This is a genomic window from Pseudomonas sp. Irchel s3f7, from assembly GCF_900187615.1.
GTDB lineage: Bacteria > Pseudomonadota > Gammaproteobacteria > Pseudomonadales > Pseudomonadaceae > Aquipseudomonas.
In genome coordinates this window covers 74161-96743 of record NZ_FYDO01000006.1, presented here as the reverse complement: position 1 = coordinate 96743, position 22583 = coordinate 74161, and the positions used below count along the sequence as shown (strand labels likewise).

At 60.2% G+C, this 22583-nt stretch carries 21 protein-coding genes and 1 pseudogene; 11 read left to right on the top strand and 11 right to left on the bottom strand.

Annotation, left to right across the window (positions count from 1 at the left end):
* Positions 1–100 precede the first annotated feature (100 nt).
* A complete protein-coding gene (locus tag CKW19_RS06925) occupies positions 101–1342 on the bottom strand; it encodes a TIGR03862 family flavoprotein (protein WP_095057327.1) in 1242 nt (413 codons plus the stop codon).
* Between the two features lie 279 nt (positions 1343–1621).
* The gene (locus CKW19_RS06920) at positions 1622–2542 is read right to left on the bottom strand and encodes a histone deacetylase (protein ID WP_095057218.1); all 921 of its coding nucleotides are present in this window, start codon (positions 2540–2542) and stop codon (positions 1622–1624) included.
* 79 nt (positions 2543–2621) lie between these two features.
* On the opposite strand from CKW19_RS06920, the gene CKW19_RS06915 reads away from it, so the two are divergent.
* From CKW19_RS06915 to CKW19_RS06905, 3 genes are all read left to right on the top strand, one after another.
* Entirely contained in the window at positions 2622–3191 is a 570-nt protein-coding gene (locus tag CKW19_RS06915) for a GNAT family N-acetyltransferase (protein ID WP_095057217.1), read from the top strand.
* Positions 3192–3294: 103 nt separating this feature from the next.
* Complete coding sequence (gene tesB / locus CKW19_RS06910) at positions 3295–4164, top strand: acyl-CoA thioesterase II (RefSeq protein WP_095057216.1); 870 nt, start codon at positions 3295–3297, stop codon at positions 4162–4164.
* Entirely contained in the window at positions 4161–4754 is a 594-nt protein-coding gene (locus CKW19_RS06905; RefSeq protein ID WP_095057215.1) for an HAD family hydrolase, read from the top strand. Before tesB ends, CKW19_RS06905 begins: the two co-directional genes overlap by 4 nt.
* Before the next feature lie 57 nt (positions 4755–4811).
* Here CKW19_RS06905 and CKW19_RS06900 read toward each other — a convergent pair whose 3' ends face one another.
* Both CKW19_RS06900 and CKW19_RS06895 read right to left on the bottom strand, forming a co-directional pair.
* Positions 4812–5768 carry an alpha/beta fold hydrolase gene (locus tag CKW19_RS06900; protein ID WP_095057214.1) on the bottom strand — a complete coding sequence of 319 codons (957 nt, stop codon included), beginning with the start codon at positions 5766–5768 and terminating at the stop codon, positions 4812–4814.
* Complete coding sequence (locus tag CKW19_RS06895) at positions 5769–6662, bottom strand: neutral zinc metallopeptidase (RefSeq protein WP_095057213.1); 894 nt, start codon at positions 6660–6662, stop codon at positions 5769–5771.
* Between the two features lie 155 nt (positions 6663–6817).
* Between CKW19_RS06895 and CKW19_RS06890 the strand changes: the two genes are divergently transcribed.
* On the top strand, positions 6818–7594 hold the full coding sequence (locus tag CKW19_RS06890; protein WP_095057212.1) for an IclR family transcriptional regulator: 777 nt from the start codon (positions 6818–6820) through the stop codon (positions 7592–7594).
* Positions 7595–7720: 126 nt separating this feature from the next.
* Positions 7721–8605, top strand: coding sequence for a DMT family transporter (locus CKW19_RS06885; protein WP_095057211.1), 885 nt, complete (start codon positions 7721–7723; stop codon positions 8603–8605).
* A 138-nt stretch (positions 8606–8743) separates the two neighbouring features.
* Here CKW19_RS06885 and CKW19_RS06880 read toward each other — a convergent pair whose 3' ends face one another.
* Positions 8744–10081, bottom strand: coding sequence for an MFS transporter (locus tag CKW19_RS06880; RefSeq protein WP_095057210.1), 1338 nt, complete (start codon positions 10079–10081; stop codon positions 8744–8746).
* A gap of 291 nt (positions 10082–10372) precedes the next feature.
* Between CKW19_RS06880 and quiC the strand changes: the two genes are divergently transcribed.
* Together quiC and CKW19_RS06870 are read left to right on the top strand one after the other, a co-directional pair.
* Positions 10373–12274: a 3-dehydroshikimate dehydratase QuiC gene (quiC, locus tag CKW19_RS06875; RefSeq protein ID WP_095057209.1), complete on the top strand. Its 1902-nt coding sequence runs from the start codon at positions 10373–10375 to the stop codon at positions 12272–12274.
* A 103-nt stretch (positions 12275–12377) separates the two neighbouring features.
* Entirely contained in the window at positions 12378–13055 is a 678-nt protein-coding gene (locus CKW19_RS06870; protein ID WP_095057208.1) for a TetR/AcrR family transcriptional regulator, read from the top strand.
* A gap of 138 nt (positions 13056–13193) precedes the next feature.
* Here CKW19_RS06870 and CKW19_RS06865 read toward each other — a convergent pair whose 3' ends face one another.
* The 5 genes and pseudogenes from CKW19_RS06865 to CKW19_RS06845 all read right to left on the bottom strand — a co-directional run bounded on the left by CKW19_RS06865 (position 13194) and on the right by CKW19_RS06845 (position 17179).
* Positions 13194–14048 carry a shikimate dehydrogenase gene (locus CKW19_RS06865; protein ID WP_095057326.1) on the bottom strand — a complete coding sequence of 285 codons (855 nt, stop codon included), beginning with the start codon at positions 14046–14048 and terminating at the stop codon, positions 13194–13196.
* A 5-nt stretch (positions 14049–14053) separates the two neighbouring features.
* Positions 14054–14494 carry a type II 3-dehydroquinate dehydratase gene (gene aroQ, locus CKW19_RS06860; RefSeq protein ID WP_095057207.1) on the bottom strand — a complete coding sequence of 147 codons (441 nt, stop codon included), beginning with the start codon at positions 14492–14494 and terminating at the stop codon, positions 14054–14056.
* A gap of 140 nt (positions 14495–14634) precedes the next feature.
* Positions 14635–14754, bottom strand: a pseudogene (locus CKW19_RS06855) (LysR family transcriptional regulator); the annotation flags it as partial.
* 53 nt (positions 14755–14807) lie between these two features.
* On the bottom strand, positions 14808–15887 hold the full coding sequence (gene trmA / locus CKW19_RS06850) for a tRNA (uridine(54)-C5)-methyltransferase TrmA (protein ID WP_095057206.1): 1080 nt from the start codon (positions 15885–15887) through the stop codon (positions 14808–14810).
* The gene (locus CKW19_RS06845; RefSeq protein ID WP_095057205.1) at positions 15884–17179 is read right to left on the bottom strand and encodes an NCS2 family permease; all 1296 of its coding nucleotides are present in this window, start codon (positions 17177–17179) and stop codon (positions 15884–15886) included. Before CKW19_RS06845 ends, trmA begins: the two co-directional genes overlap by 4 nt.
* A gap of 222 nt (positions 17180–17401) precedes the next feature.
* On the opposite strand from CKW19_RS06845, the gene CKW19_RS06840 reads away from it, so the two are divergent.
* Both CKW19_RS06840 and CKW19_RS06835 read left to right on the top strand, forming a co-directional pair.
* The gene (locus CKW19_RS06840; protein ID WP_095057204.1) at positions 17402–17848 is read left to right on the top strand and encodes a DUF4879 domain-containing protein; all 447 of its coding nucleotides are present in this window, start codon (positions 17402–17404) and stop codon (positions 17846–17848) included.
* A 67-nt stretch (positions 17849–17915) separates the two neighbouring features.
* Complete coding sequence (locus CKW19_RS06835) at positions 17916–18470, top strand: DJ-1 family glyoxalase III (protein WP_095057203.1); 555 nt, start codon at positions 17916–17918, stop codon at positions 18468–18470.
* Positions 18471–18473: 3 nt separating this feature from the next.
* Here CKW19_RS06835 and CKW19_RS06830 read toward each other — a convergent pair whose 3' ends face one another.
* Positions 18474–19712 (bottom strand): MFS transporter, encoded by a 1239-nt coding sequence (locus CKW19_RS06830; RefSeq protein ID WP_095057202.1) that lies wholly within the window; start codon positions 19710–19712, stop codon positions 18474–18476.
* A gap of 421 nt (positions 19713–20133) precedes the next feature.
* Here CKW19_RS06830 and CKW19_RS06825 point away from each other — a divergent pair, with 421 nt between their 5' ends.
* Positions 20134–21570, top strand: coding sequence for a cytochrome ubiquinol oxidase subunit I (locus CKW19_RS06825; RefSeq protein WP_095057201.1), 1437 nt, complete (start codon positions 20134–20136; stop codon positions 21568–21570).
* Positions 21571–21573: 3 nt separating this feature from the next.
* The gene (cydB, locus tag CKW19_RS06820; RefSeq protein ID WP_095057200.1) at positions 21574–22581 is read left to right on the top strand and encodes a cytochrome d ubiquinol oxidase subunit II; all 1008 of its coding nucleotides are present in this window, start codon (positions 21574–21576) and stop codon (positions 22579–22581) included.
* Positions 22582–22583 lie beyond the last annotated feature (2 nt).

The window sequence follows — 22583 nt, the reverse complement described above, 5'->3', positions numbered from 1 at the left end:
TTAGGTCGTCATCGCCAGCAGGCTGGCGCCCACAGGTTTTTGTGAACGACACAAATCCCCTGTGGGAGCCAGCCTGCTGGCGATGGGCGCTGCGCGGTCTTCAGCCCTTGCGCTGCAACCACTGCAACATTCCCAATCCGGCCGCCCGGCCACTGGCGAAACACGCGGTCAGCAAATAGCCGCCCGTCGGCGCTTCCCAGTCGAGCATCTCCCCGGCGCAAAACACGCCAGGCATTTGCTTGAGCATCAATCGCTCATCCATTGCTTCGAACAAAACTCCACCCGCGCTGCTGATGGCCTCATCGAGTGGACGGGTTTTCACCAGCGTCAGGGGCAATGCCTTGATCGCGTTGGCCAGCAGGGCCGGGTCAGTGAATATTTCGGCAGGGGTCAGTTCCCGCAGTAGCGCCGCTTTCACGCCATCGATGCCCAACTGACTGTGCAAGTGCTTGGCCATGGAGCGTGAGCCCCGGGGTTTGCTCAATGCCGCCGTCACTTTATCCACAGGCCGGCCCGGTAACAGGTCCAGATGAATCGTTGCCGAACCGTGCTGGTTGATTGCTTCACGAATCGGTGCCGACAGGGCGTAGATCAAACTGCCTTCGATGCCGGTGGCGGTGATCACGCATTCACCCAGCCGTGGCACGTCGTCGTTGAGACCGATGGCGATGTTTTTCAGCGGGGCGCCGGCGAATTTGCTGACCATCAAATCGCTCCATGCCTGCACCTCGAAGCCGCAATTACTTGGCTGCAAGGGCGCGAGTCCTACACCGCGTTGCTCCAATGGCAACATCCACGCACCGTCCGAGCCCAGGCGCGACCAGCTGCCGCCGCCGAGGGCGAGGAGGGTGGCGTCGGCTTGCACGGTTTTTTCGCCTTCCGGGCTGTCGATGCGCAAGTCACCTTGGTCATTCCAGCCCAGCCAACGGTGACGGGTGTGGATAACGACGCCGCTGTCCCGCAGGCGCTTGAGCCAGGCGCGCAGCAAGGGCGCGGCTTTCATGTCGGTCGGAAACACCCGGCCGGAACTGCCGACGAAGGTTTCGATGCCCAGATCATGAATCCATTGGCATAACGCATCGGCACTGAAACCTCGCAGCAACGGCGCGATCTGCGGGGCGCGTTCGGCGTAGCGTGAGAGAAATGCCGGATAGGCTTCGGAATGGGTGATGTTCATGCCGCCGACACCGGCCAGCAGGAATTTTCGACCGACTGAAGGCATGCCGTCGTACAGGTCGACCTTGATCCCGGCCTGGCTCAACACTTCAGCCGCCATCAAACCGGCGGGGCCACCGCCGATGATGGCGACCGTAGAAGGGGAGGTATTTGAAGGCTGGGTCATGGAATGCGCTGCGGTTTGGCTGGATAAGTCGCGCATTCTACCAGCCCGATACCCTGTAGGAGCGAGCGTGCTCGCGATAGCGGTCTGTCAGAAGGTTATGCCTTGAATGTGCCTACGCCATCGCGAGCACGCTCGCTCCCACAGGGGGAGCGGTGTTTTCTAATGCTGGTTAAAAAACAACCACTGTTCTGTAGCCTTTAAGTAGCAAGGGCTGTAGGCCCTTTCACTCAGGTTATCCACAGGCAGTTCCACAGGCATTGTGGGTAAAGCATCCACACGTCAGTGACAACCTGATGACGCCCAGACCCGTTGCGCGCTGTGATGGAGGATGCCGTGCCGACGAGCCAGCGCCAGGCGGTCCTTGCTGTAGCCGCCGCCGATCACCCCGACTACCGGGATGTCCCGGCCCAGGCAATGACGCATGACGCTTTCATCCCGGGCGGCGACGCCTTCGTCTGTCAGCTTCAGATAACCCAGGGCGTCGTCTTTGTGCACATCGACGCCTGCGTCGTACAGCACCAGGTCCGGTTGGTAGAGCGGCAACAGATAATTGAGCGCGTCATCCACCACTTTCAGGTAATCCGCATCGCCCATGCCCTTGGGCAGTGGAATGTCCCAGTCACTTTCGGCCTTGCGTGCGGGAAAGTTCTTCTCGCAGTGCAGGGAAACGGTCACCGCTTCCGGGGTGTTGTGCAGAATTCGTGCAGTCCCGTCGCCTTGGTGCACATCGCAATCGAAGATCAGTACCCGGTTCACACGACCGCTTTGCAGCAGGTAATGGCTGATCACCGCCAGGTCATTGAAGATGCAGAACCCGGCCGGGTAGTCGTAGTGAGCATGGTGGGTGCCGCCCGCCAGGTGACAGGCCAGGCCATGTTCCAGCGCCTGTTCGGCCGCCAGTATCGAACCGCCGACCGCCCGCACCGTTCGCCGCGCCAGCGCTTCGCTCCACGGCAGGCCGAGGCGGCGCTGATCTTCGCGGGACAAATCGCCACTCATGTAGCGTTCGATATACGAAGGGTCATGGGCGAGGGCGAGAATCTCTGCCGGGCACAGCGGCGGGCGCAGCAAATCGGCGTCGCGGGTCAGACCACTGTCTATCAGGTGATCGCGCAGCAGGCGAAATTTGTCCATGGGAAAGCGGTGATCCGCCGGGAATTCAGGACTGTACTCTTCGTGATAAATCAGCGGCAGCGGCATGATGATTTCGTGCGGGAATGAGAGACGGATCCTACCAGCGTTGTAGACTTGCAGCATGCAAACGGAGGGGCGGGGAACGATGGAGCCAATACTGGAACTCGAAAGCGCTCGGCTGCTGTTACGCCAGTGGCGAGACGAGGATTTGCCGGAATTTGCGGCGATGTGTGCCGATCCGCAGGTGATGCGTTACTTTCCGGAGCCTCTGAGCCGACTGGAAAGTGCATCATTGATCGGGCGAATCCGTGGTCATTTTGCCGAGCATGGTTTCGGTCTCTGGGCCCTGGAACGCAAGGACACGGGCCAGTTCATCGGTTTTACCGGGCTGGGCGTGGTCGGTTTCGACGCACCGTTTACCCCAGCGACCGAAATCGGCTGGCGCCTGGCCCGCGAACATTGGGGGCTGGGTTATGCCAGTGAAGCGGCATGGACCGCTCTGCGCTGCGGGTTTGATCGCTTGTGCGTGAATGAAGTCGTGTCGTTCACCGCTGACAACAACCTGCCCTCGCAGAAAGTCATGCAGGCGATCGGCATGCATCATGATCCGGCCGATGACTTCAACCACCCGAAACTCTCCGCGGATCATCCCTTGCGTCACCACGTGCTGTACCGCATCAGCCGTGAACAATGGCTGCAAACCTTGCATGGCTAAGCCGGCACGGACGTTTACAATGGCCACCATGGGCCGGTCCGGAAACTGTATCGACCGCCGCAGCCAAGACTGCGCGGCAATGTGTTGTGTGAGGAGAGTCTGAATGAGCCAAGTGTTGGAAGATCTGGTCGACCTGTTGACCCTGGAACCGATCGAAGAAAACCTGTTCCGTGGTCGCAGCCAGGACCTGGGTTTTCGCCAGTTGTTCGGCGGCCAGGTGCTCGGCCAGTCGCTGTCGGCGGCCAGTCAGACCGTTGAAGAGGCGCGCCATGTGCATTCGATGCACGGCTACTTCCTGCGCCCGGGCGACGCCGGTTTGCCGGTGGTGTACCAGGTTGACCGGGTGCGCGATGGCGGCAGTTTCAGCACGCGCCGGGTGACGGCGATCCAGAAAGGCCACCCGATCTTTACGTGCAGCGCGTCGTTCCAGTACGACGAAGAAGGCTTCCAGCACCAGACTGAAATGCCGAAAGTGGTCGGCCCGGAAAACTTGCCATCGGAGCTGGAAATCACTCAGCAGCGCGCCCATCTGATCCCCGAGACGATGCGTGAAAAGCTGCTGTGCCCCAAGCCGATCGAGTTCCGCCCGGTGACCGAAAAAGATCCCTACAACCCGCTGCCGTCCGACCCGGTCAAGTACGTCTGGTTTCGCGCCGACGGCGCCTTGGCCGACTCCGCGGCACTGCACAAATATCTGCTGGCCTATGCCTCGGACTTCGGCCTGCTGGTGACTTCCATGCAACCTCACGGCAAAACGGTCTGGCACAAGGATATGCAGGTCGCCAGCCTCGACCACGCGCTGTGGTTCCACCAGGATTTGCGCGCGGACGACTGGTTGCTCTACGCGATGGACAGCCCTTGGGCCGGCAACTCGCGGGGCTTCAACCGTGGCAGCGTGTTTAACCGTGCCGGGCAACTGGTGGCGTCGGTGACCCAGGAAGGGCTGATCCGTCATCGCAAGGATTGGGCATGAGCCTGGCCGACGTGCGTCATTGGGTGTTCGACATGGACGGCACCCTGACCGTGGCGGTGCATGACTTCGCGGCGATTCGTGTGGCGTTGGCGATTCCGGCCGAGGACGACATCCTGACCCATCTCGCCGCGTTACCGGCGGATGAAGCGGCGGCCAAACACGCTTGGTTGCTGGAGCACGAACGAGACCTGGCGCTGGGTTCGAAACCCGCGCCGGGTGCCGTGGAACTGGTGCGTGAACTGGCGGGTCGCGGTTATCGCCTGGGCATCCTCACGCGCAACGCCCGCGAGCTGGCGCACGTCACGCTGGAAGCTATCGGTCTGGCCGACTGCTTTGCGGTGGACGATGTACTGGGTCGCGATGAAGCGCCACCGAAGCCACATCCCGGCGGTTTGCTGAAACTGGCCGACGCGTGGAACGTGCCGACGAGCGAGATGGTGATGGTCGGTGACTACCGGTTTGACCTGGATTGCGGCCGCGCAGCGGGTACGCGGACGGTACTGGTGAATCTGCCGGACAATCCGTGGCCGGATTTGACCGATTGGCATGCGGCGGATTGTGTGGCGTTGCGGCAGATGCTTTGCGCTTGATTTCTCTGCATCAAAAGATCGCAGCCTTCGGTAGCGCCTACTGAAGGCTGCGATTTTTTAATCAAACAACGCCTTCTGCCCCTGCGGCGATGTAAACATCCCGTCGCCGTCATGCCCGACCCCGGGCACTTCTATCAGTTGCTGATGCAGTCCTTTGGGTTGCAACCGCTTCAGATAATCAAAATAGAACCGCCCCCGCGCCAACCGATACGGCCCTTGAGCCTTGGCCTCACAGCTTTTATCCAGCGCCGGATGATTCGGGTCGGTGTCCTGCTGGCCCAACAGGTAAACGATGTCACGCTTGAGGTACTTTTCCTGCAACTGCGCGGGCGATTGTCCTTCGCCGTACGCGGGTAAATCAGCCAATCCATATTTCCAGCGATTGAACTGCGGGCAACCGGCGTGGCTGAACGCCACCGGCCGACGCTCATCGAAATAGGCGTAAGACGACGGGTTGGCAATCACATATCGCACCTTCACACCCGCCGCTTCGAGGGCTGGCTGAGCGTGGCCAAGCAGTGCATAGCGCTGAACCACCTGCGCGCCGCCGGAATGCCCGGCAACCACAATCTGCTTCACATCCGCAAACTGCTGGCGGTCACCCAGGCGGGCGATGATGTCGTCCAGCGCCTGGTAGGCGCTCATGCGAAACGGCGCCGTGGATTCGCCGCCGGCCATCCACTCGTTGCCTTGCCAGCGTAAAACGGTGTCCGCCACCGGTTGCAGCGCGACGTCGGTTTCGTTGAGAAACTGCGGGGCGATCACCAGGGTCGTTGCGCTTTGCCCGGCCAGCTCGACCGCGCGTTCACCCGTCTGCAGATAGGTTTGCGCGTTGCGCGAGCGACCGTGGAGGATGATCAGCACCCGCTCGATTTTTTCCGGCGCGGGGCTGATGCCCACCGCTATTTCGCCGGATCTCAAGAGCAGGCGTCCGGGACTGACTTCCTTGACCCCATGCTCGGTGGCCTGGGACGTTGTGCAAGTGAACAGCAAAAACAACAACCACTTCTTCATTTACAGATTTTTCGCCGCAAAGGTATCGCACTGGCCCACCTGGCCCTGGGCGAAACCGGTTTTGAACCAGCGCATTCGTTGCGCCGACGTACCGTGGGTGAACGAGTCCGGCACCACACGGCCCTGACCTTGTTGCTGCAAACGATCGTCACCAATGGCGTTCGCTGCATTCAGTGCTTCTTCGATATCGCCCGGTTCCAGCCAGTTCAGGCGTTTTTGTGCGTTGTTGGCCCAGACCCCGGCCAGGCAATCGGCTTGCAGCTCCTGGCGGACCAGCAAGCCGCCGTCACCTTCCATCTGCCGACCCTGTTGACGTGCTGCCTGAATTTTCGCGGAGACGCCGAGCAAGGTCTGCACATGGTGTCCGACTTCGTGAGCGATCACGTAGGCCTGGGCGAAATCGCCAGCGGCAGAAAATCGTCGGGACATCTCCTCAAAGAACGCCATGTCCAGGTAAACCTTCTGGTCCGCAGGGCAGTAGAACGGGCCGGTTGCGGAGGTGGCCAGGCCACAGGCCGAATTGACGCGGTTGCTGAACAGCACCAGCGTCGGCTCCTTATATTGACGACCGGCCTGCTGGAAGATCTGGCCCCAGGTGTCTTCGGTATCGCCGAGGATCGAGCGTACGAACTCAGCCCCTTGATCGTTGGCCGGTGGTGCCTGACGACTCGGGTTGGTCGCCGGTGCCGATTGCTGATCCATTTGTCCGGTCAACTGCCCGAGGATTTGCAGCGGGTCCTGGCCGGTGATCCAGCCGATGCCGACGATCAGGAGGATCGCCGTCAGGCTCAAACCCTTGCCGCCACCAAAACGCATGCCGCCACCGCCACCGCCGACATCATCACCGCGGGCATCGACCACGTTGTCGCTGCGTCGGCCTTTTTTCCATAGCATGTAGAAATCCTCTGGTTGTCCGTGCGATGAGTGTTGCTGTTGAGTAGGACCGGCGCCAGTCCGGTCGTCAGACTGCTCGTTGTGCTTCTGGTTCCAGATTTCGCTTCATTGGTCTTATCTTCTAGAATCAGCAAAATTTCGTTTTGGAACGTCCCATGGCTGGCAGTCAGATCGAGCGTGTCTTCAGCGTGTTGGAAAGTCTCACGGGGGAGCCTCAGGGGCTGCCGATGCAGACGTTGGCCGAGCAACTGGATATCCCCAAAAGTGCGACTCATCGTCTGCTCGCCGAGCTGATCCGTTTGGGCTACGTACGGCAAAATCCGGAAAACCTGCGCTATCACCTGTCGACCAGACTGGTCGCCATGGGGTTTCGTTATTTGTCGGTCAGCGGCGCGGATATCGTTCAGCCGGTGCTCGATCGTTTGGCCCGGGAAACCGGTGAACTGGTTCGACTGGGCGTCATCCAGGGCGAGCGACAAGTCTGGATCGCCAAATCCCAAGGCGCCCGCTCGGGCCTGCGTTACGACCCGGACATGGGACGCGACGCGCCGTTGTTCTACACCGCTTCCGGGCACGCGTGGCTGGCCAGCATGAGTGATGCCGAGGCATTGTCGCGGGTGGAGCAGCAAGCACAAGAATTGCCTTACGACATCGGGCCGAATGCGCCACGCTCGAACATTGAATTGCTGGAACGTTTGCGTCTGGCTCGGGAGCAGGGTTATGCCTGGGTCGAAGAAAGTTCGGCAGTGGGCACATCGGCGATTGCGGCGGTGATACGCCACCCGCTGGATAACCGTGTGATCGGCGTGCTCAGTGTGGCGGGGCCGAGTGCACGATTGCCTGGTGCGCTATTGCATGAACTGGCACCCACGTTGCTGAAATACACTGAGGAGTTGTCGGAGGCGAGCCAGGCGTCTGAGTTGTTTATTTGAGCGCGTGTCATCTGCTTCACTATGAAGCGTGCGGTGTTCGCCCGTTATTTCGCTTTCCCTGTGTGAAAAAGTGGAACCAGGTTCTAGATTGTTCGAATCGCGCATCAACTTTAAAAGGACTTCGTCTTGACGTCGCTTAACAGCACCCCGCTTTCCGGCGTCAATCAGCCCTTCAAAGGGATCCTGTTGATCGTTGTCGCCACCTTCCTGTTTTCCACTCACGACGCTTTTTCCAAATACCTCTCTGGGTTCTATCCAATCGTCATGGTGGTGTGGGCGCGTTACGTGGTGCACACATTGCTGATGGCCGGGATTTTCCTGCCGCAATCCGGGCTGCGGGTGCTGCGCACCAAACGGCCGTGGCTTCAGCTGATTCGCGCATTGTGCCTGTTGGGCACCAGCCTGTTTTTTACCACGGGGTTGATGTACATACCGCTGGCCGAAGCCACCTCGGTCAACTTTCTCGCGCCGGTGCTCGTTACCGCGCTGTCGGTGCCGCTATTGGGCGAACGAGTGACGCGGGGGCAGTGGCTGGCGGTGATTTTCGGGTTTGGCGGGGTGCTGATCATTGTGCACCCGGGGGGGGATTTGTTTACCCCGGCGGTGTTGCTGCCATTCTGCTCGGCGTTGTTTTTCTGCTTCTATCAACTGCTGACGCGCAAGCTCAGCGAGATCGACAGCCCGACCACCAGCAACTTCTTTGCAGGCTTGTGCAACACGCTGGTGATGAGTGCGCTGGTGCCGTTCTTCTGGCAGACGCCGAACCTGGAGCATGGCGCGATGATGTTGGCGCTGGGCGCCTGCGGGATGACGGCCCATCTGTTTTTGACCCAGGCGTTCCGTCTCGCGGCACCGGCGCTGCTGGCGCCGTTCAGCTATTGCCAGATCATCTTTGCCGGCCTGCTGGGCTGGCTGCTGTTTTCCCACACGCCGACCTTGACCACCGTGATCGGTATCGCCGTGATTTGCTGTAGTGGGTTGGCGGCGGCGTGGCAGCAAAGCCGCCGGTAAAAGCCCAAAAAGAAACGACCTGTAGGAGCGAGCCTGCTCGCGATGTTCGTTAACGATGACGCGGGTTGTCTGGATACCCGCATCGCGCTCGGTTTTTCGCGAGCATGCTCGCTCCTACAGGGGGTAATGCGCCGAACGTCAGTCGGTGATGGTCGGAATCTTGCGCGGCGCCATGAAGTACATCCAGGTCAGCGCAATGAAGTACATCGCCGGAATCATGGTGAACAGCACGGTGTAGTTGTTATTGGTGACGGTCAGGATATGGCCGACCAACTGAGTCATGAACATCCCACCAATCGCCGCACACATCCCGCCGAAACCGAACACCGTACTCATCATGTGCTTGGGCGTGTAGTCCATGACCAGGCTCCAGATGTTCGCGGTCCAGGCTTGATGCGCACCGATGGCCAGGGAGATGGCGGCTACCGCGACCCACAGGTTGCTGGAACCGGCCGCCATGATCACGCCGATGATGCAGCAGGCGAACAGGAACATCGACATCAGCCGCGCCTTGATCGGGTTGACTCCGCGCCCGATCAGGAACGAGGAAAGGATGCCGCCGCCGACGCTGCCGAAGTCGGCAGTGAGGTAAATGATGATCAGCGGGATACCCATCTGGGTCACGTTGATGCCCAGGTTGTATTGCTGATTGAGGAACGGTGGCAGCCAGTACAGGTAGAACCAGAAAACCGGCGCGGTCATCGAGTAGGCGAGGGCGAAGGCCCAGGTGCCGCGCATGCGCAGGATTTTCGAGAACGGTACGCGGGTTTGTTCCGGTTCGACTTCGTTCTGGATGTAGTCGAGCTCAGATTGATTCACGCTCGGATGATCTTCCGGGTTGAAGTATTTCAGGCCCCAGAACAGCAACCAGATCCCGCCCAGTGCCGACATGCACATGAACGCGGCTTGCCAGCCCCACACATGCAGGATCAGCGGCAACAGCATGGGGGTGAACATTGCCCCGACGTTGGTGCCGGCGTTGAAGATACCGGTCGCTACGGCGCGCTCGCCGGCCGGGAACCACAGGCGCGTGGTCTTCACGCAGGCCGGGTAGTTCGCCGCTTCCGTCAGGCCGAGGATGAAACGGCAAACCATAAAGCCGACCGCCGAAGTGGCGAGGCCGTGTGCGCCGGTCGCCAGGCTCCAGAGCAGCACGGCGCAGAAGAACACGCGCTTGACGCCGACCCGGTCGATCAAGCGCCCTTGCAGCACGAAACCGATCGCATAACCGACCTGGAACCAGAAGTTGATGTTGGCGTAGTCCATCGCCGTCCAGCTCATTTCCTTGGCCAGGATCGGCTGCATCACGCCCAGGGCGGCGCGGTCTATGTAGTTCAGGGTGGTGGCGAAAAACACCAGTGCCAGCATGCCCCAACGGGTTTTGCCAACCGCCATGGCGCCGCGGATTTTGTCGCCGATACCGCCGGCAGTGACGCTCATGGCCGGAGCCATGCGTGAGCTTTGGGAAGGAATCATGTGTGCCACCCGTTTTTGAATTTGTTATGTGGTGTTCTGAAGCATCGAACTCGTTGTTATTCACCGCGACCGGTATGGCCTCAATGTGGAGTCGATGTTGGGCAGTGGACGAAAAACCGTCAATTCGCCTACGGCCATTTTGTTCGATAATCGCACACAAAACTAACTGGATAGTACACTTTGAATTGCTGTGTCAGCCTGTCAGCTCAATAATTCTCGCAAGCCAAACGCGACCCTCTACTCAAAGCGTGCAACGCCCTTAACAAGATTGCCTCCACCGGGAGCCGAACCATGCAGCGTTCCATTGCCACCGTGTCCTTGAGCGGTACCCTGCCGGAAAAACTCGAAGCCATTGCCGCCGCCGGTTTCGACGGCGTCGAGATTTTCGAGAACGACCTCCTCTACTACGACGGCAGCCCGCGGGAAATTAAACAGATGTGCGCCGATCTCGGGATCGCCATCACCCTGTTTCAACCGTTTCGCGATTTCGAGGGCTGCCGCCGCGATCGCTTGGCACGCAACCTGGAGCGGGCTGAGCGCAAGTTCGACCTGATGCAGGAACTGGGCACTGACCTGGTGTTGGTGTGCAGCAACGCCTCGGCCGACTCCGTTGGCGATGAACAAATTTTAGTCGATGACTTGCGCCTGCTGGCGGAACACGCCGGTGCGCGTGGTTTGCGCATCGGCTACGAAGCGCTGGCCTGGGGCCGGCACGTGAACACGTATCAACAGGTCTGGAACATTGTCCGTCAGGCGGATCATCCGAGCCTCGGCGTGTTGCTCGACAGCTTCCACACGTTGTCGCTCAAGGGCGATCCGAGTGCCATCGCCGAGATTCCGGGCGACAAGATCTTCTTCGTGCAAATGGCCGACGCGCCGATCCTGGCCATGGACGTGCTGGAGTGGAGCCGGCATTTCCGTTGCTTCCCCGGCCAGGGCGAATTCGATCTGCCGGGGTTCCTCGCGCCGATCATCAAGAGTGGCTACACCGGGCCGTTGTCGCTGGAAATCTTCAACGACGGCTTCCGCGCCGCACCACCGAGGGCCAATGCCGCCGATGGACTGCGTTCGCTGCTGTATCTGGAAGAGAAAACCCGTGAGCGTCTGGCCATGGAAACCCAGCCAGCGACCAATACCGAGATCCTGTTCGAGACGCCCAAGGCCAGTGAATACAACGGCATCGAATTTCTCGAATTCGCCGTGGACGAAAGCCTCGGCGCCAAACTCTCCCATTGGCTGGAACGGTTGGGTTTTGCCAAGGCCGGGCAACATCGCTCCAAGAGCGTCAGCCTGTTTCGTCAGGGCGATATCAACCTGATCCTCAACTCCGAACCGTACTCGTTTGCCCACAGTTTTTTCGAGGCCCACGGTCCCTCGCTGTGTGCCACCGCTGTTCGGGTCACGGACAGCGCCAGTGCGCTGGCCCGGGCCGTGGCTTACAAGGGGCAGCCGTATCGCGGACTGGTCGGCCCCAATGAGCTGGAGCTCGCCGCTGTGCGCGCACCGGATGGCAGCCTGATCTACCTGGTGGACCAGCACGCCGATGTGTACGGCACCGACTTCAATCTGTTGGCGGATGCAGTGGCTGGTGGCGGACTCAAGCGCATCGATCACATGGCCATGGCATTGCCGGCCGACAGCCTCGACAGCTGGGTATTGTTCTACAAAAGCCTGCTGGATTTCGAAGCGGACGATGAAGTGGTGTTGCCCGACCCGTATGGTCTGGTGAAGAGCCGGGCCCTGCGCAGTCGGGACAGTTCGATCCGTCTGCCGCTGAACATTTCCGAGAACCGCAACACCGCGATCTCACACGCGCTGTCGAGTTATCGCGGCTCCGGGGTGCATCACATCGCGTTTGATTGTGACGATATCTTCGCCCAGGTCAGCCGAGCGAAAGAGGCGGGCGTGCCGCTGCTGGACATCCCGCTCAATTACTACGATGACCTGGCGGCACGCTTCGATTTCGACGATGAGTTCCTCAGCGAACTGGCGTATTACAACGTGCTGTACGACCGCGATGCCCACGGCGGCGAGCTGTTTCATGTGTACACCGAGCCGTTCGAAGGGCGGTTTTTCTTCGAGATCATCCAGCGCAAGAACGGTTACGCCGGTTACGGTGCGGCTAACGTAGCGGTGCGGTTGGCGGCGATGGCAAAATCCAGAAGCGGCGCCGTACGTCAGACAAAGTTGTAGGAAAATCGTAATCACGGCGACAAAAGCGCTACCGCGCGGCTTCCTTCACTGTGCCGCGCGGCCCATAATCGCCAGCCTGTGCAGTGATGGCCGTGAGCCCGCGATGACAACTATTTCAGAACCCTCCCCAGTGCCCGACCAGACCGTTGCCGAGCCGCGCAAGAGTCGCAAGAACAACCCGGAAAAGACCCGCGAAAACATCCTGCAGGAGGCGATCGTCGAGTTCGTCCAGCAGGGGCTGTCCGGTGCCCGCGTCGACGCAATCGCCGAGCGCATCCACACCTCAAAGCGCATGATCTATTACTACTTCGGCAGTAAGGAACAGCTCTACGTCGAGGTGCTGGAGAAGCTCTACGGCGATATTCGCAACACCGAAAGCCGCTTGCACCTGACAGAGTTGGCGCCGGTAGAAGCGATTCGACGTCTGGTTGAATTCACCTTTGATCACCACGACCGTAACGTTGATTTCGTGCGGATTGTCAGCATCGAAAACATTCACAACGCCGAGTTTGTGAAGCGTTCCGATGCGATCAGGGCGATGAACAACACCGTGCTTGATTCCCTCGGAGTGATTCTGCGTCGGGGTGTCGAGGAAGGTGTTTTCCGCGCAGGCCTGGTGCCGCTGGATGTGCATCTGCTGATCAGCTCGTTCTGCTTCTATCGGGTTTCGAACCGCCATACCGTGGGTGAGATTTTTCAGATCGACCTGCCGGCCGAGGCGGTCAAACAACGTCATCGCGAGATGATTTGTGAGTCGGTGTTGCGTTACTTGCAGGCTTGATTGTCTTGGTTCTCAACCAATCACATTCACGCAACACCCTGTAGGAGCTGGCTTGCCAGCGAAGGCGGCTGACCTGATTCACCGCATCGCCTGCTTCGCCAGCAAGCCGGCTCCTACGAAACATCCAGGGTTGGCGCTTCAGTCATTCATGCTCTGGAAATGCTCAAGCATGCGCTGGGCATCCGGCACCACGCCGCTGAACAACTCGAACGCCTTCACCGCCTGAAACACCGCCATGTTGCCGCCATCCAGCGTCCGGCAACCGAGGGCGCGGGCGTTGCGCAGCAGTTCGGTTTCCAGCGGGAAGTAGACGATCTCCGCGACCCACAGTTCGGCGCGCAGCAGCTCCACCGGCACCGGCATGCCCGGCAGTTTTTTCATGCCCATCGGCGTGGTGTTCACCAGACCATCAGCCTGGGCCAGCGTCAGCGCCAAATCATGCCCGGCCACCGCACGACCATTGCCGAAATGCTGGTTCAGATTGTCGGCGAGGCTTTGGGCGCGGCTGATATCCACGTCGAAAATACTCAGCTGTTGTACGCCTTCGCTCAACAATGCGTGGGCCACCGCCGCACCTGCTCCGCCGGCGCCCATCTGGACGACACGCTCAACGGCAACGCCTTTCAGGCCCCGGCGAAATCCCTCGGCAAATCCAAGGCAATCGGTGTTGTGGCCGATGCGCTTGCCATCCTTGAGCACCACCGTGTTGACCGCACCGATGCCGCGCGCCTCCGGCGACAGTTCGTCGAGGAGCGGGATGATCGCCTGCTTGCACGGAAAGGTAATGTTCAGCCCGGTGTAGTTCATGCGCTCGGCCGCCATCAACAGGTCGGGCAGGGCATTGCTGTCGAGCTTCAACTGATCAAGGTCAATCAAGCGATAGAGATAACGCAGACCTTGGGCATCGCCTTCATGCTCATGCAGCGCAGGCGTGCGGGAGGCCTGAATGCCGGCGCCGATCAGCCCGGCCAGGATCACGGAGTTCTGAGTCACGGTGGTCACCCCTTCAAACGCTGACTGAAATACTCCAGCGCCAGGCGATAGCCATGGCTGCCGAAACCGGCAAGCACGGCCGTTGCGATGGCGGATACAAACGAGTGGTGGCGGAAGGGTTCACGGGCGTGGACGTTGGACAAGTGGACTTCGATCACCGGCAGTTCGCTGGCAACCAACGCGTCGCGGATGGCGACGGAAGTGTGCGTCCACGCCGCCGGGTTGATCACGATCCCGGCGCAGCGACCACGGGCGGCGTGAATCCAGTCGAGCAATTCGCCTTCATGATTGGTCTGGCGAAACTCCACCGTCAGGCCGAACTCCTCGCCCGCGCGTCCGCACAGGGCCGAAATATCGGCCAGGGTTTCATGGCCGTAGGTTGCCGGTTCGCGGGTGCCGAGCAGGTTCAGGTTCGGGCCGTTGAGCACCAGAACGATAGGGGACATCGCAATCTCTCCACTTATTATTTTTGGAATCGGCCGAAGATTTCAGCCTGTGGAGATAAATTGTACTAACTGGTTAATTCGGTCAATTGACGTGAATGCTCGCGGGCTGTTTCTGGGCGGTGATCGGACACTTTCAGCGTTTAACGCGGCAAACGCTCGACGAGGAAATCGATGAACGCCCTCAAGCGCAGCGGCACATGGCGACTTTGCGGGTACAGCAGAGTAAACGGCCGCGAGCGCTCGCCATAAGGCTTGAGCACTTAATACAAAAAAACCGTCACGAGGACGGTTTTTTTGTAGGTTGCAGATGCAATCAACGCCGGGTCAACAACACTCCGGATTCCATGTGGTGAGTCCACGGGAACTGGTCGAACATCGCGCATTGGGTGATGCGATGCGTGTCGTGCAGTTGGGCGATGTTGGCTGCTAGGGTCTCCGGGTTGCAGGAGATGTACAGGATGTTGTCGAAGCGTCGGGTCAGCTCGCACGTGTCCGGGTCCATGCCGGCGCGCGGCGGGTCGACGAAGACGCTGCCGAACTCGTAGCTCTTGAGGTCGATGCCGTGCAGGCGACGGAACGGGCGCACTTCGTTCAGGGCTTCGGTCAGCTCTTCGGCGGATAAACGCACCAGAGTGACGTTATCCACAGCGTTTTCGCTGAGGTTGCTCAAGGCTGCGTTGACCGAGGTCTTGCTGATTTCAGTGGCCAGCACTTTGCGCACGCGGGTGGCGAGGGGCAGGGTGAAGTTGCCGTTGCCGCAATACAGCTCTAGCAAATCATCGGAGCGATCGCCAAGCGCATCGTATGCCCAGTTGAGCATTTTCTGGTTCACCGTGCCGTTGGGCTGGGTGAACGCGCCTTCTGGCTGGCGGTAGCTGAAGGTGCGGCCGCCGACTTCCAGCTTCTCGACGACGTAATCGAGACCGATGACTTCGCGCTTGCCCTTGGAACGGCCGATGATGCTGACGTTCAGGTCGGCTGCCAGTTTTGTGGCCGCCGCGTGCCAGTGCTCGTCCAGCGGACGGTGATAGCACAAAGTGATCATCGCATCGCCGGCCAGGGTGGTCAGGAACTCCACCTGGAACAGCTTGTTGCTCAGGGGCGCACTGGCTTGCCACGCGGCCTTGAGCTTGGGCATCAGTTCATTGATGCGCAGGCTGGCAATCGGGAACGCTTCGATCAGGATCGGCGTGCGTTTGTCTTCCTGGGAAAACATCGCGTAATGACGATCGCCGGCTTCACGCCACAGGCGAAATTCGGCGCGCAGGCGGAAGTTCTGCAGCGGTGAGTCGAACACGGTCGGCTCGGGCGCATCGAACGGGGCCAGCAGGTCACGCAAGCGCGTGACCTTGTCTTCGAGCTGTGCGGCGTAGGCCTGGGAATCAAAAGTCATGCGTTGAACCAACCGAGCTTGATCACGAACAGAATCGACAGGATCACCAGCGCCGGGTTCAGCTCACGGCCGCGACCGGACATCAACTTGATGGCGGTCCAGGCAATGAAGCCAAAGGCGATGCCGTTGGCGATGGAATAAGTGAACGGCATGGCCAGCGCGGTGATGACCACCGGCGCGGCGACGGTGATGTCGTCCCAGTCTATTTCGGCCAGGCCGGAAGTCATCAGCACGGCGACGAACAGCAGCGCTGGCGCAGTGGCGAAGGCGGGAACGCTGGCGGCCAGTGGCGAGAAGAACAACGCCAGCAGGAACAGGATCGCCACGACGATGGCGGTCAGGCCGGTGCGGCCCCCGGCACTCACGCCCGCAGCAGATTCGATGTAACTGGTGGTGGTCGAGGTGCCCAGCAGGGAACCGGCCATCGCGGCTGTACTGTCAGCGATCAGCGCACGGCCCATTTTCGGCATATGGCCGTCCTTGCCCATCAAGCCGGCGCGCTTGGCGACGCCGATCAGGGTGCCGGAGTTGTCGAACAGGTCGACGAACAGGAAGGCGAAAATCACGCTGACCAGACCGATGTCCAGTGCGCCTTTGATATCCAGTTGCAGGAACGTCGGCGCCAGCGATGGCGGCATCGACATCACGCCGCCGAACGGGGTGAAGCCCATGACGATGGCAATAATGGTCACCACCAGAATGCCGATCAGCACCGCACCGCGCACGGCGAGGGCTTCAAGGGCGACGATCAGGGCGAAACCGAGGGTGGCGAGGATCGGTGCCGGTTGTTTCAGGTCACCGAGGCCAACCATGGTCGCCGGGTTGCTGACCACGATGCCGGCGTTGTGCAGGGCGATCAGCGCCAGGAACAGGCCGATACCGGCGGCAATCGCCGAGCGCAGCGGCAGCGGGATGCTGTTGATGATCCATTCGCGGATGCGGAAGATCGACAGCAGGAAGAAGCACACCGCCGAGATGAACACCGCACCCAGCGCCACTTGCCAGGTATGGCCCATGTGCAGGACCACGGTATAAGTGAAGAAGGCATTGAGGCCCATGCCCGGTGCGAGCGCGATCGGGTAGTTGGCGATCAGGCCCATGACTGCGGAGCCGATAGCGGCTGCCAGACAGGTGGCGACGAACACCGCGCCCTTGTCCATGCCGGTCTCACCGAGGATGCTCGGGTTGACGAACAGAATGTAGGCCATGGCCAAGAAGGTCGTGACGCCCGCCAGAATCTCGGTCCGCACGTTGGTGTTGTGTGCCTTGAGTTGAAACAGCCTTTCCAGCATGTCTGCTCCCCGTGGCGCGCCCGGCGCCGTGAATGTATCGACCTCAACAGCAAAGCACAGACCGCAGAACGCGCCTGAAAAATACTGTGGACCGGAAAAAGCCGCGCATCATACCAGCAGCGTGGGGTTATGGCTGCTTATGGCTGTGATCGTCGTCGATGTTTTGCGAGAAAGCCAAGTGCGCCATACTGCGCGCTGTTTTTTGAGGTGGACAGGTCCTGCATGAAAAAGCGTCTGGCTGGCGTATTTGGCGTATTGATGGCGTTGTTTTTCGGGACCCAAGCGGCCGAGGCAGCATCGGCCCCGCGCTTGAGTGAAGTGAAGGTGCTCAAGGTCGCTTCACCTTCCTGCGGCGTCGAAAGCATCGACGAGGGACAAAAACAGACGCGCTGTGACCACAGCGGCTCGAACATTCTTGTTTACGTGCTGGAAGTCGGTTACGGCCGTGAGCCCCGTGTCGCGCTGGACGGTTTCGAAGTGAATGGCACCCGCACGCCGGTCTGTGCTTTCAGGAATGGCAACCTGACCACCTGCACCCCGGGGGAAAAAACCGTCGGCTATTTATATGCCTTCGATCTCGCGGGCAAACAGGAAGGCACTTTCAGCTTCAGCAACACCTCGCTCAACGCGCCGGGCAATACGCTGTCGACGCAGCTTCACATCAAGTAACGACCAGTCCCGAACAGGGGCGGGAAAGCTGACTACGCTTTAAGAATCATTCTTTGGATCGTAGCCCATGACCTTTCGTGCCTTGATTGCCCTCGCCGAGGGCACCGATGATTTGCAAACAGTTATGCTGATCGATGTGCTGCGCCGCGCTCAGGTCGAAGTCGTGGTGGCGAGCATCGAGGGCCGACGGATGTTGACCTGCGCCCGCGGTACCCGCCTGACCTGCGATGCGATGTTGGTGGATTTGCTCGCTCAACCTTTCGACCTGATCGCCTTGCCGGGTGGTGCGGTCGGGGTGCAGCACTTGGCGGGCCATCAACCCTTGCAACAATTGATCAAGGACCAGGCCGCAACCGGTCGCCTGTTCGCCGGTATCGCCGAAGCGCCTGCGGTGGCGCTGCAAGCCTTCGGTGTATTGCGGCAACGGCGCATGACCTGCCTGCCTTCGGCCAGTCATCAGCTGTCGGGTTGCAATTTCGTCGATCAGCCGGTGGTGGTCGACGGCAATTGCATCACCGCCCAAGGCTCGGGCGCGGCATTGGCGTTTGCCCTGGCCCTGGTCGAGCAACTCTGCGGCAAAGCCACGCGTTCGGCAGTGGCGGGGGAGTTGTTGGTCAAGTGAGGGTCAGGCCTTCACTTCTTCCTTGGGCACATGCATCCGGTCGCGATTGGCCAGGCTCGGGAACAGCTTGATCCAGGTGCCGGTCACCACCAGCGTACCGATGCCACCCATGACCACGGCCGGTACGGTACCGAACCAGTGGGCGGTCAACCCCGATTCAAATTCGCCCAGCTGGTTGGAAGCACCGATGAACAACCCGTTCACGGCGCTGACCCGGCCGCGCATTTCGTCCGGGGTTTCGAGTTGTACGAACGACGCGCGGATCACCATGCTGATCATGTCGGCGGCGCCCAGCACCACCAGCACGGCGAGCGAGAACCAGAACGAGGTCGACAGGCCGAAGGCGATGGTCGCCACGCCGAACACACCCACGGCCGTAAACATCACGCGGCCGACGTTGCGTTCCACGGCAAATCGCGCCAGGAACAGTGACATCAGCAAGGCACCCACTGCCGGTGACGAGCGCAACAGGCCGAGCCCCCACGGTCCGGTCAGCAAAATGTCCTTGGCGAATACCGGCAGCAGCGCCGTTGCACCCCCCAGCAGCACGGCAAACAAATCCAGCGAGATAGCCCCGAGAATGTCCGGTCGGCTGCGAATGAAGCGAATACCTGCCAGCAGCGAATCCAGCGTGGCCTTGCCTTTGTTCAGCGGCGTTTGCCGTGCGGGCAGGTTGAGCATCAAGGAACAGGCGATCACGTAAAGGAGCACGGTGGGGCCATACACCCAGACACTGCCGAAGGCATAGAGCAAACCGCCGAGGGCTGGCGCGACGATGGTTGCCGATTGCTGGGCCGACTGCGCGGCAGCAACAGCCCGGGGAAACAACGCGCTGGGCACGATGCTCGGCAGCAGGGCCTGAGTGGTCGGCATTTCGAAGGAGCGGGCCGCACCGAGCAGAAAGGCGAGGATGAAGATCAATTCCCGAGTGACATGATCGGTCGCACTGCCAATGGCCAGCGACAGGGCGATCAGTGCTTGCAACGACTGGCAGATCGCCGCGACCTTGCGCCGGTCATAGCGATCCGCGACGTGCCCGGTGTGCAGCATGAACAACACGCGTGGGGCGAACTCCACCAGGCCGACCAGCCCGAGGTCGAGTACGTTGCCCGTCAGTTGGTACAGGTTCCAGCCGATGGCCACCGTGAGCATCTGAAAACCGCTGGCGGTGAAAACCCGGGCCAGCCAGAACGCTAGGAACGGACGATGGTGACGTAACAGCAAGGGCTCTTGGCTGGGCATCTGCGGCAAATCTGGGGGAGGGGAATGGCGAGGTTATCATCAACCTGTAACAGGAAGTTGCAGTGACGGAAAATTTAGTTAGCCAGACATCGATTGTCCACTCAATGGAAAATCATGTGGCGAGGGAGCAGGCTCCCTCGCCACACCAAGAATGTTTCAGGCCATTTCGCCAACCCTGAGGCAACTTGTCACGCGGCAAAAGACCACGCGAGTCATCCCCGGAAATGGGACTACTCTTTCAACGTTGATTGATCCAGATCAAAACCCTCAAACGGAATTGATCCGGTGGCCGGTTGGCCAGACCCTGCGTTGTGATGCGTATAAAAAAAGAACAAACAGAGATTCGCCACAGTCCATACCCGTGGGGGCCGTGGGTGCAGGCTTTCAGCCCGCAGCCGTACTACCTGACAGAGGAAGACTTATGTTCGGTTTAGAGGCACTTGATCTCGCCCGAATTCAGTTCGCGTTCACCATCTCGTTCCATATCCTGTTTCCGGCCATCACCATCGGTCTGGCGAGTTACCTGGCGGTACTCGAAGGCCTGTGGCTGAAAACCCATAACGACATCTACCGTGACCTCTACCACTTCTGGTCGAAGATCTTTGCCGTCAACTTCGGCATGGGGGTGGTCTCGGGCCTGGTCATGGCCTATCAGTTCGGCACCAACTGGAGCCGCTTCTCGGACTTCGCCGGGTCCGTGACCGGTCCGCTATTGACCTATGAAGTGTTGACCGCATTCTTCCTCGAGGCCGGGTTCCTCGGGGTCATGCTGTTCGGCTGGAACAAAGTCGGACGCGGCCTGCACTTCTTTGCCACGGTCATGGTGGCCATAGGCACACTCATCTCGACCTTCTGGATTCTCGCGTCCAATAGCTGGATGCAGACCCCGCAAGGTTTTGAAATTATCAACGGCCAGGTGATTCCGACCGACTGGCTGGCGGTGATCTTCAACCCGTCGTTCCCGTACCGCCTGATGCACATGGCAACGGCGGCGTTCGTTGCGACTGCGTTCTTCGTCGGCTCCTCGGCGGCCTGGCATTTGTTGCGCGGCAAGGACAACCCGGCGATCCGTAAAATGCTCTCGATGGCGATGTGGATGGCCCTGATTGTCGCGCCGATCCAGGCCGTCATCGGTGACTTCCACGGCCTTAACACGCTCAAGCATCAGCCAGCGAAAATCGCCGCGATCGAGGGACACTGGGAAAACAAAGGTGACGAGGCGACGCCGTTGATCCTGTTCGGCTGGCCGGACATGAAAGAAGAGAGAACCAAATTCGCCGTCGAAATTCCGTACCTCGGCAGCCTGATCCTCACGCACTCGCTGGACAAACAGGTGCCGGCGCTCAAGGAGTTCCCGCCTGAAGACCGGCCGAATTCGACCATCGTGTTCTGGTCGTTCCGGATCATGGTTGGTCTGGGTTTCCTGATGGTCTTCACCGGGTTGTGGAGCTTGTGGCTGCGCAAGCGCGACAAGCTCTACACCTCGCGACCGTTCCTGTACCTGGCGTTATGGATGGGACCGTCCGGCCTGATCGCGATTCTCGCTGGCTGGTTCACCACGGAAATCGGCCGTCAGCCATGGGTGGTGTATGGCTTGATGCGCACGGCGGACGCGTCCTCCAACCATAGCTTCATGCAGATGAGCATCACCCTGATCCTGTTCGTCGTGGTGTATTTCGCGCTGTTCGGCGCCGGTCTTGGCTACATGATGCGCCTGGTGCGCAAAGGGCCGAAGATCGACGAAGGCAAGGAAACCAACGACGGTGGCCCCGGCCAGAAACGCACGCCCGCCCGTCCGCTGTCCGCCGCCGACGACGATCACGCTGATGCCGGCCACACCGTGACCAAGGAGATTTGAATCATGGGTATTGATCTTCCGCTGATCTGGGCCGTGATCATCATCTTCGGCATCATGATGTACGTGGTCATGGACGGCTTCGATCTGGGTATCGGGATTCTCTTCCCGTTCATTCCGGGCAAAACCGACCGTGACGTGATGATGAACACCGTCGCCCCTGTGTGGGACGGCAACGAAACCTGGCTGGTACTGGGTGGTGCAGCGCTGTTCGGCGCCTTCCCGCTGGCTTATTCGGTGGTGCTTTCGGCGTTGTATCTGCCGCTGATTTTCATGCTGATCGGGCTGATTTTCCGTGGTGTGGCCTTCGAGTTCCGCTTCAAGGCCAGGGACGACAAACGACACTTGTGGGACAAGGCGTTCATCGGTGGCTCGGTCACTGCAACATTCTTCCAGGGTGTTGCGCTCGGGGCTTTCATCGATGGGCTGCCAGTGGTCAATCGGCAGTTTGCTGGTGGTTCACTGGACTGGCTGACACCGTTCACGATGTTCTGTGGTGCGGCCCTCGTCGTGGCGTATGCGCTGCTCGGTTGTACATGGCTGATCATGAAGACCGAAGGCAAGTTGCAGGAACAGATGCACGACCTGGCGCGGCCCTTGGCGTTCGTGTTGTTGGCGGTGATCGGCATCGTCAGCATCTGGACCCCGCTGGCCCACGCCGAGATTGCGGCGCGCTGGTTCACCTTGCCGAACCTGTTCTGGTTCCTGCCGGTACCGATTCTGGTGTTGGTCACGATGTACGGCCTGATCCGCGCCGTCGCACGCAACGCGCATTACACGCCGTTCCTGCTGACGCTGGTGCTGATCTTCCTCGGCTACAGTGGGCTGGGTATCAGCCTGTGGCCGAATATCGTGCCGCCGTCGATCTCGATCTGGGACGCCGCCGCACCGCCGCAGAGCCAAGGCTTCATGCTGGTAGGCACGCTGTTCATCATCCCGTTCATCCTGGGTTACACCTTCTGGAGCTACTACGTGTTCCGCGGCAAGGTGACCCACGAGGATGGTTACCACTAAAG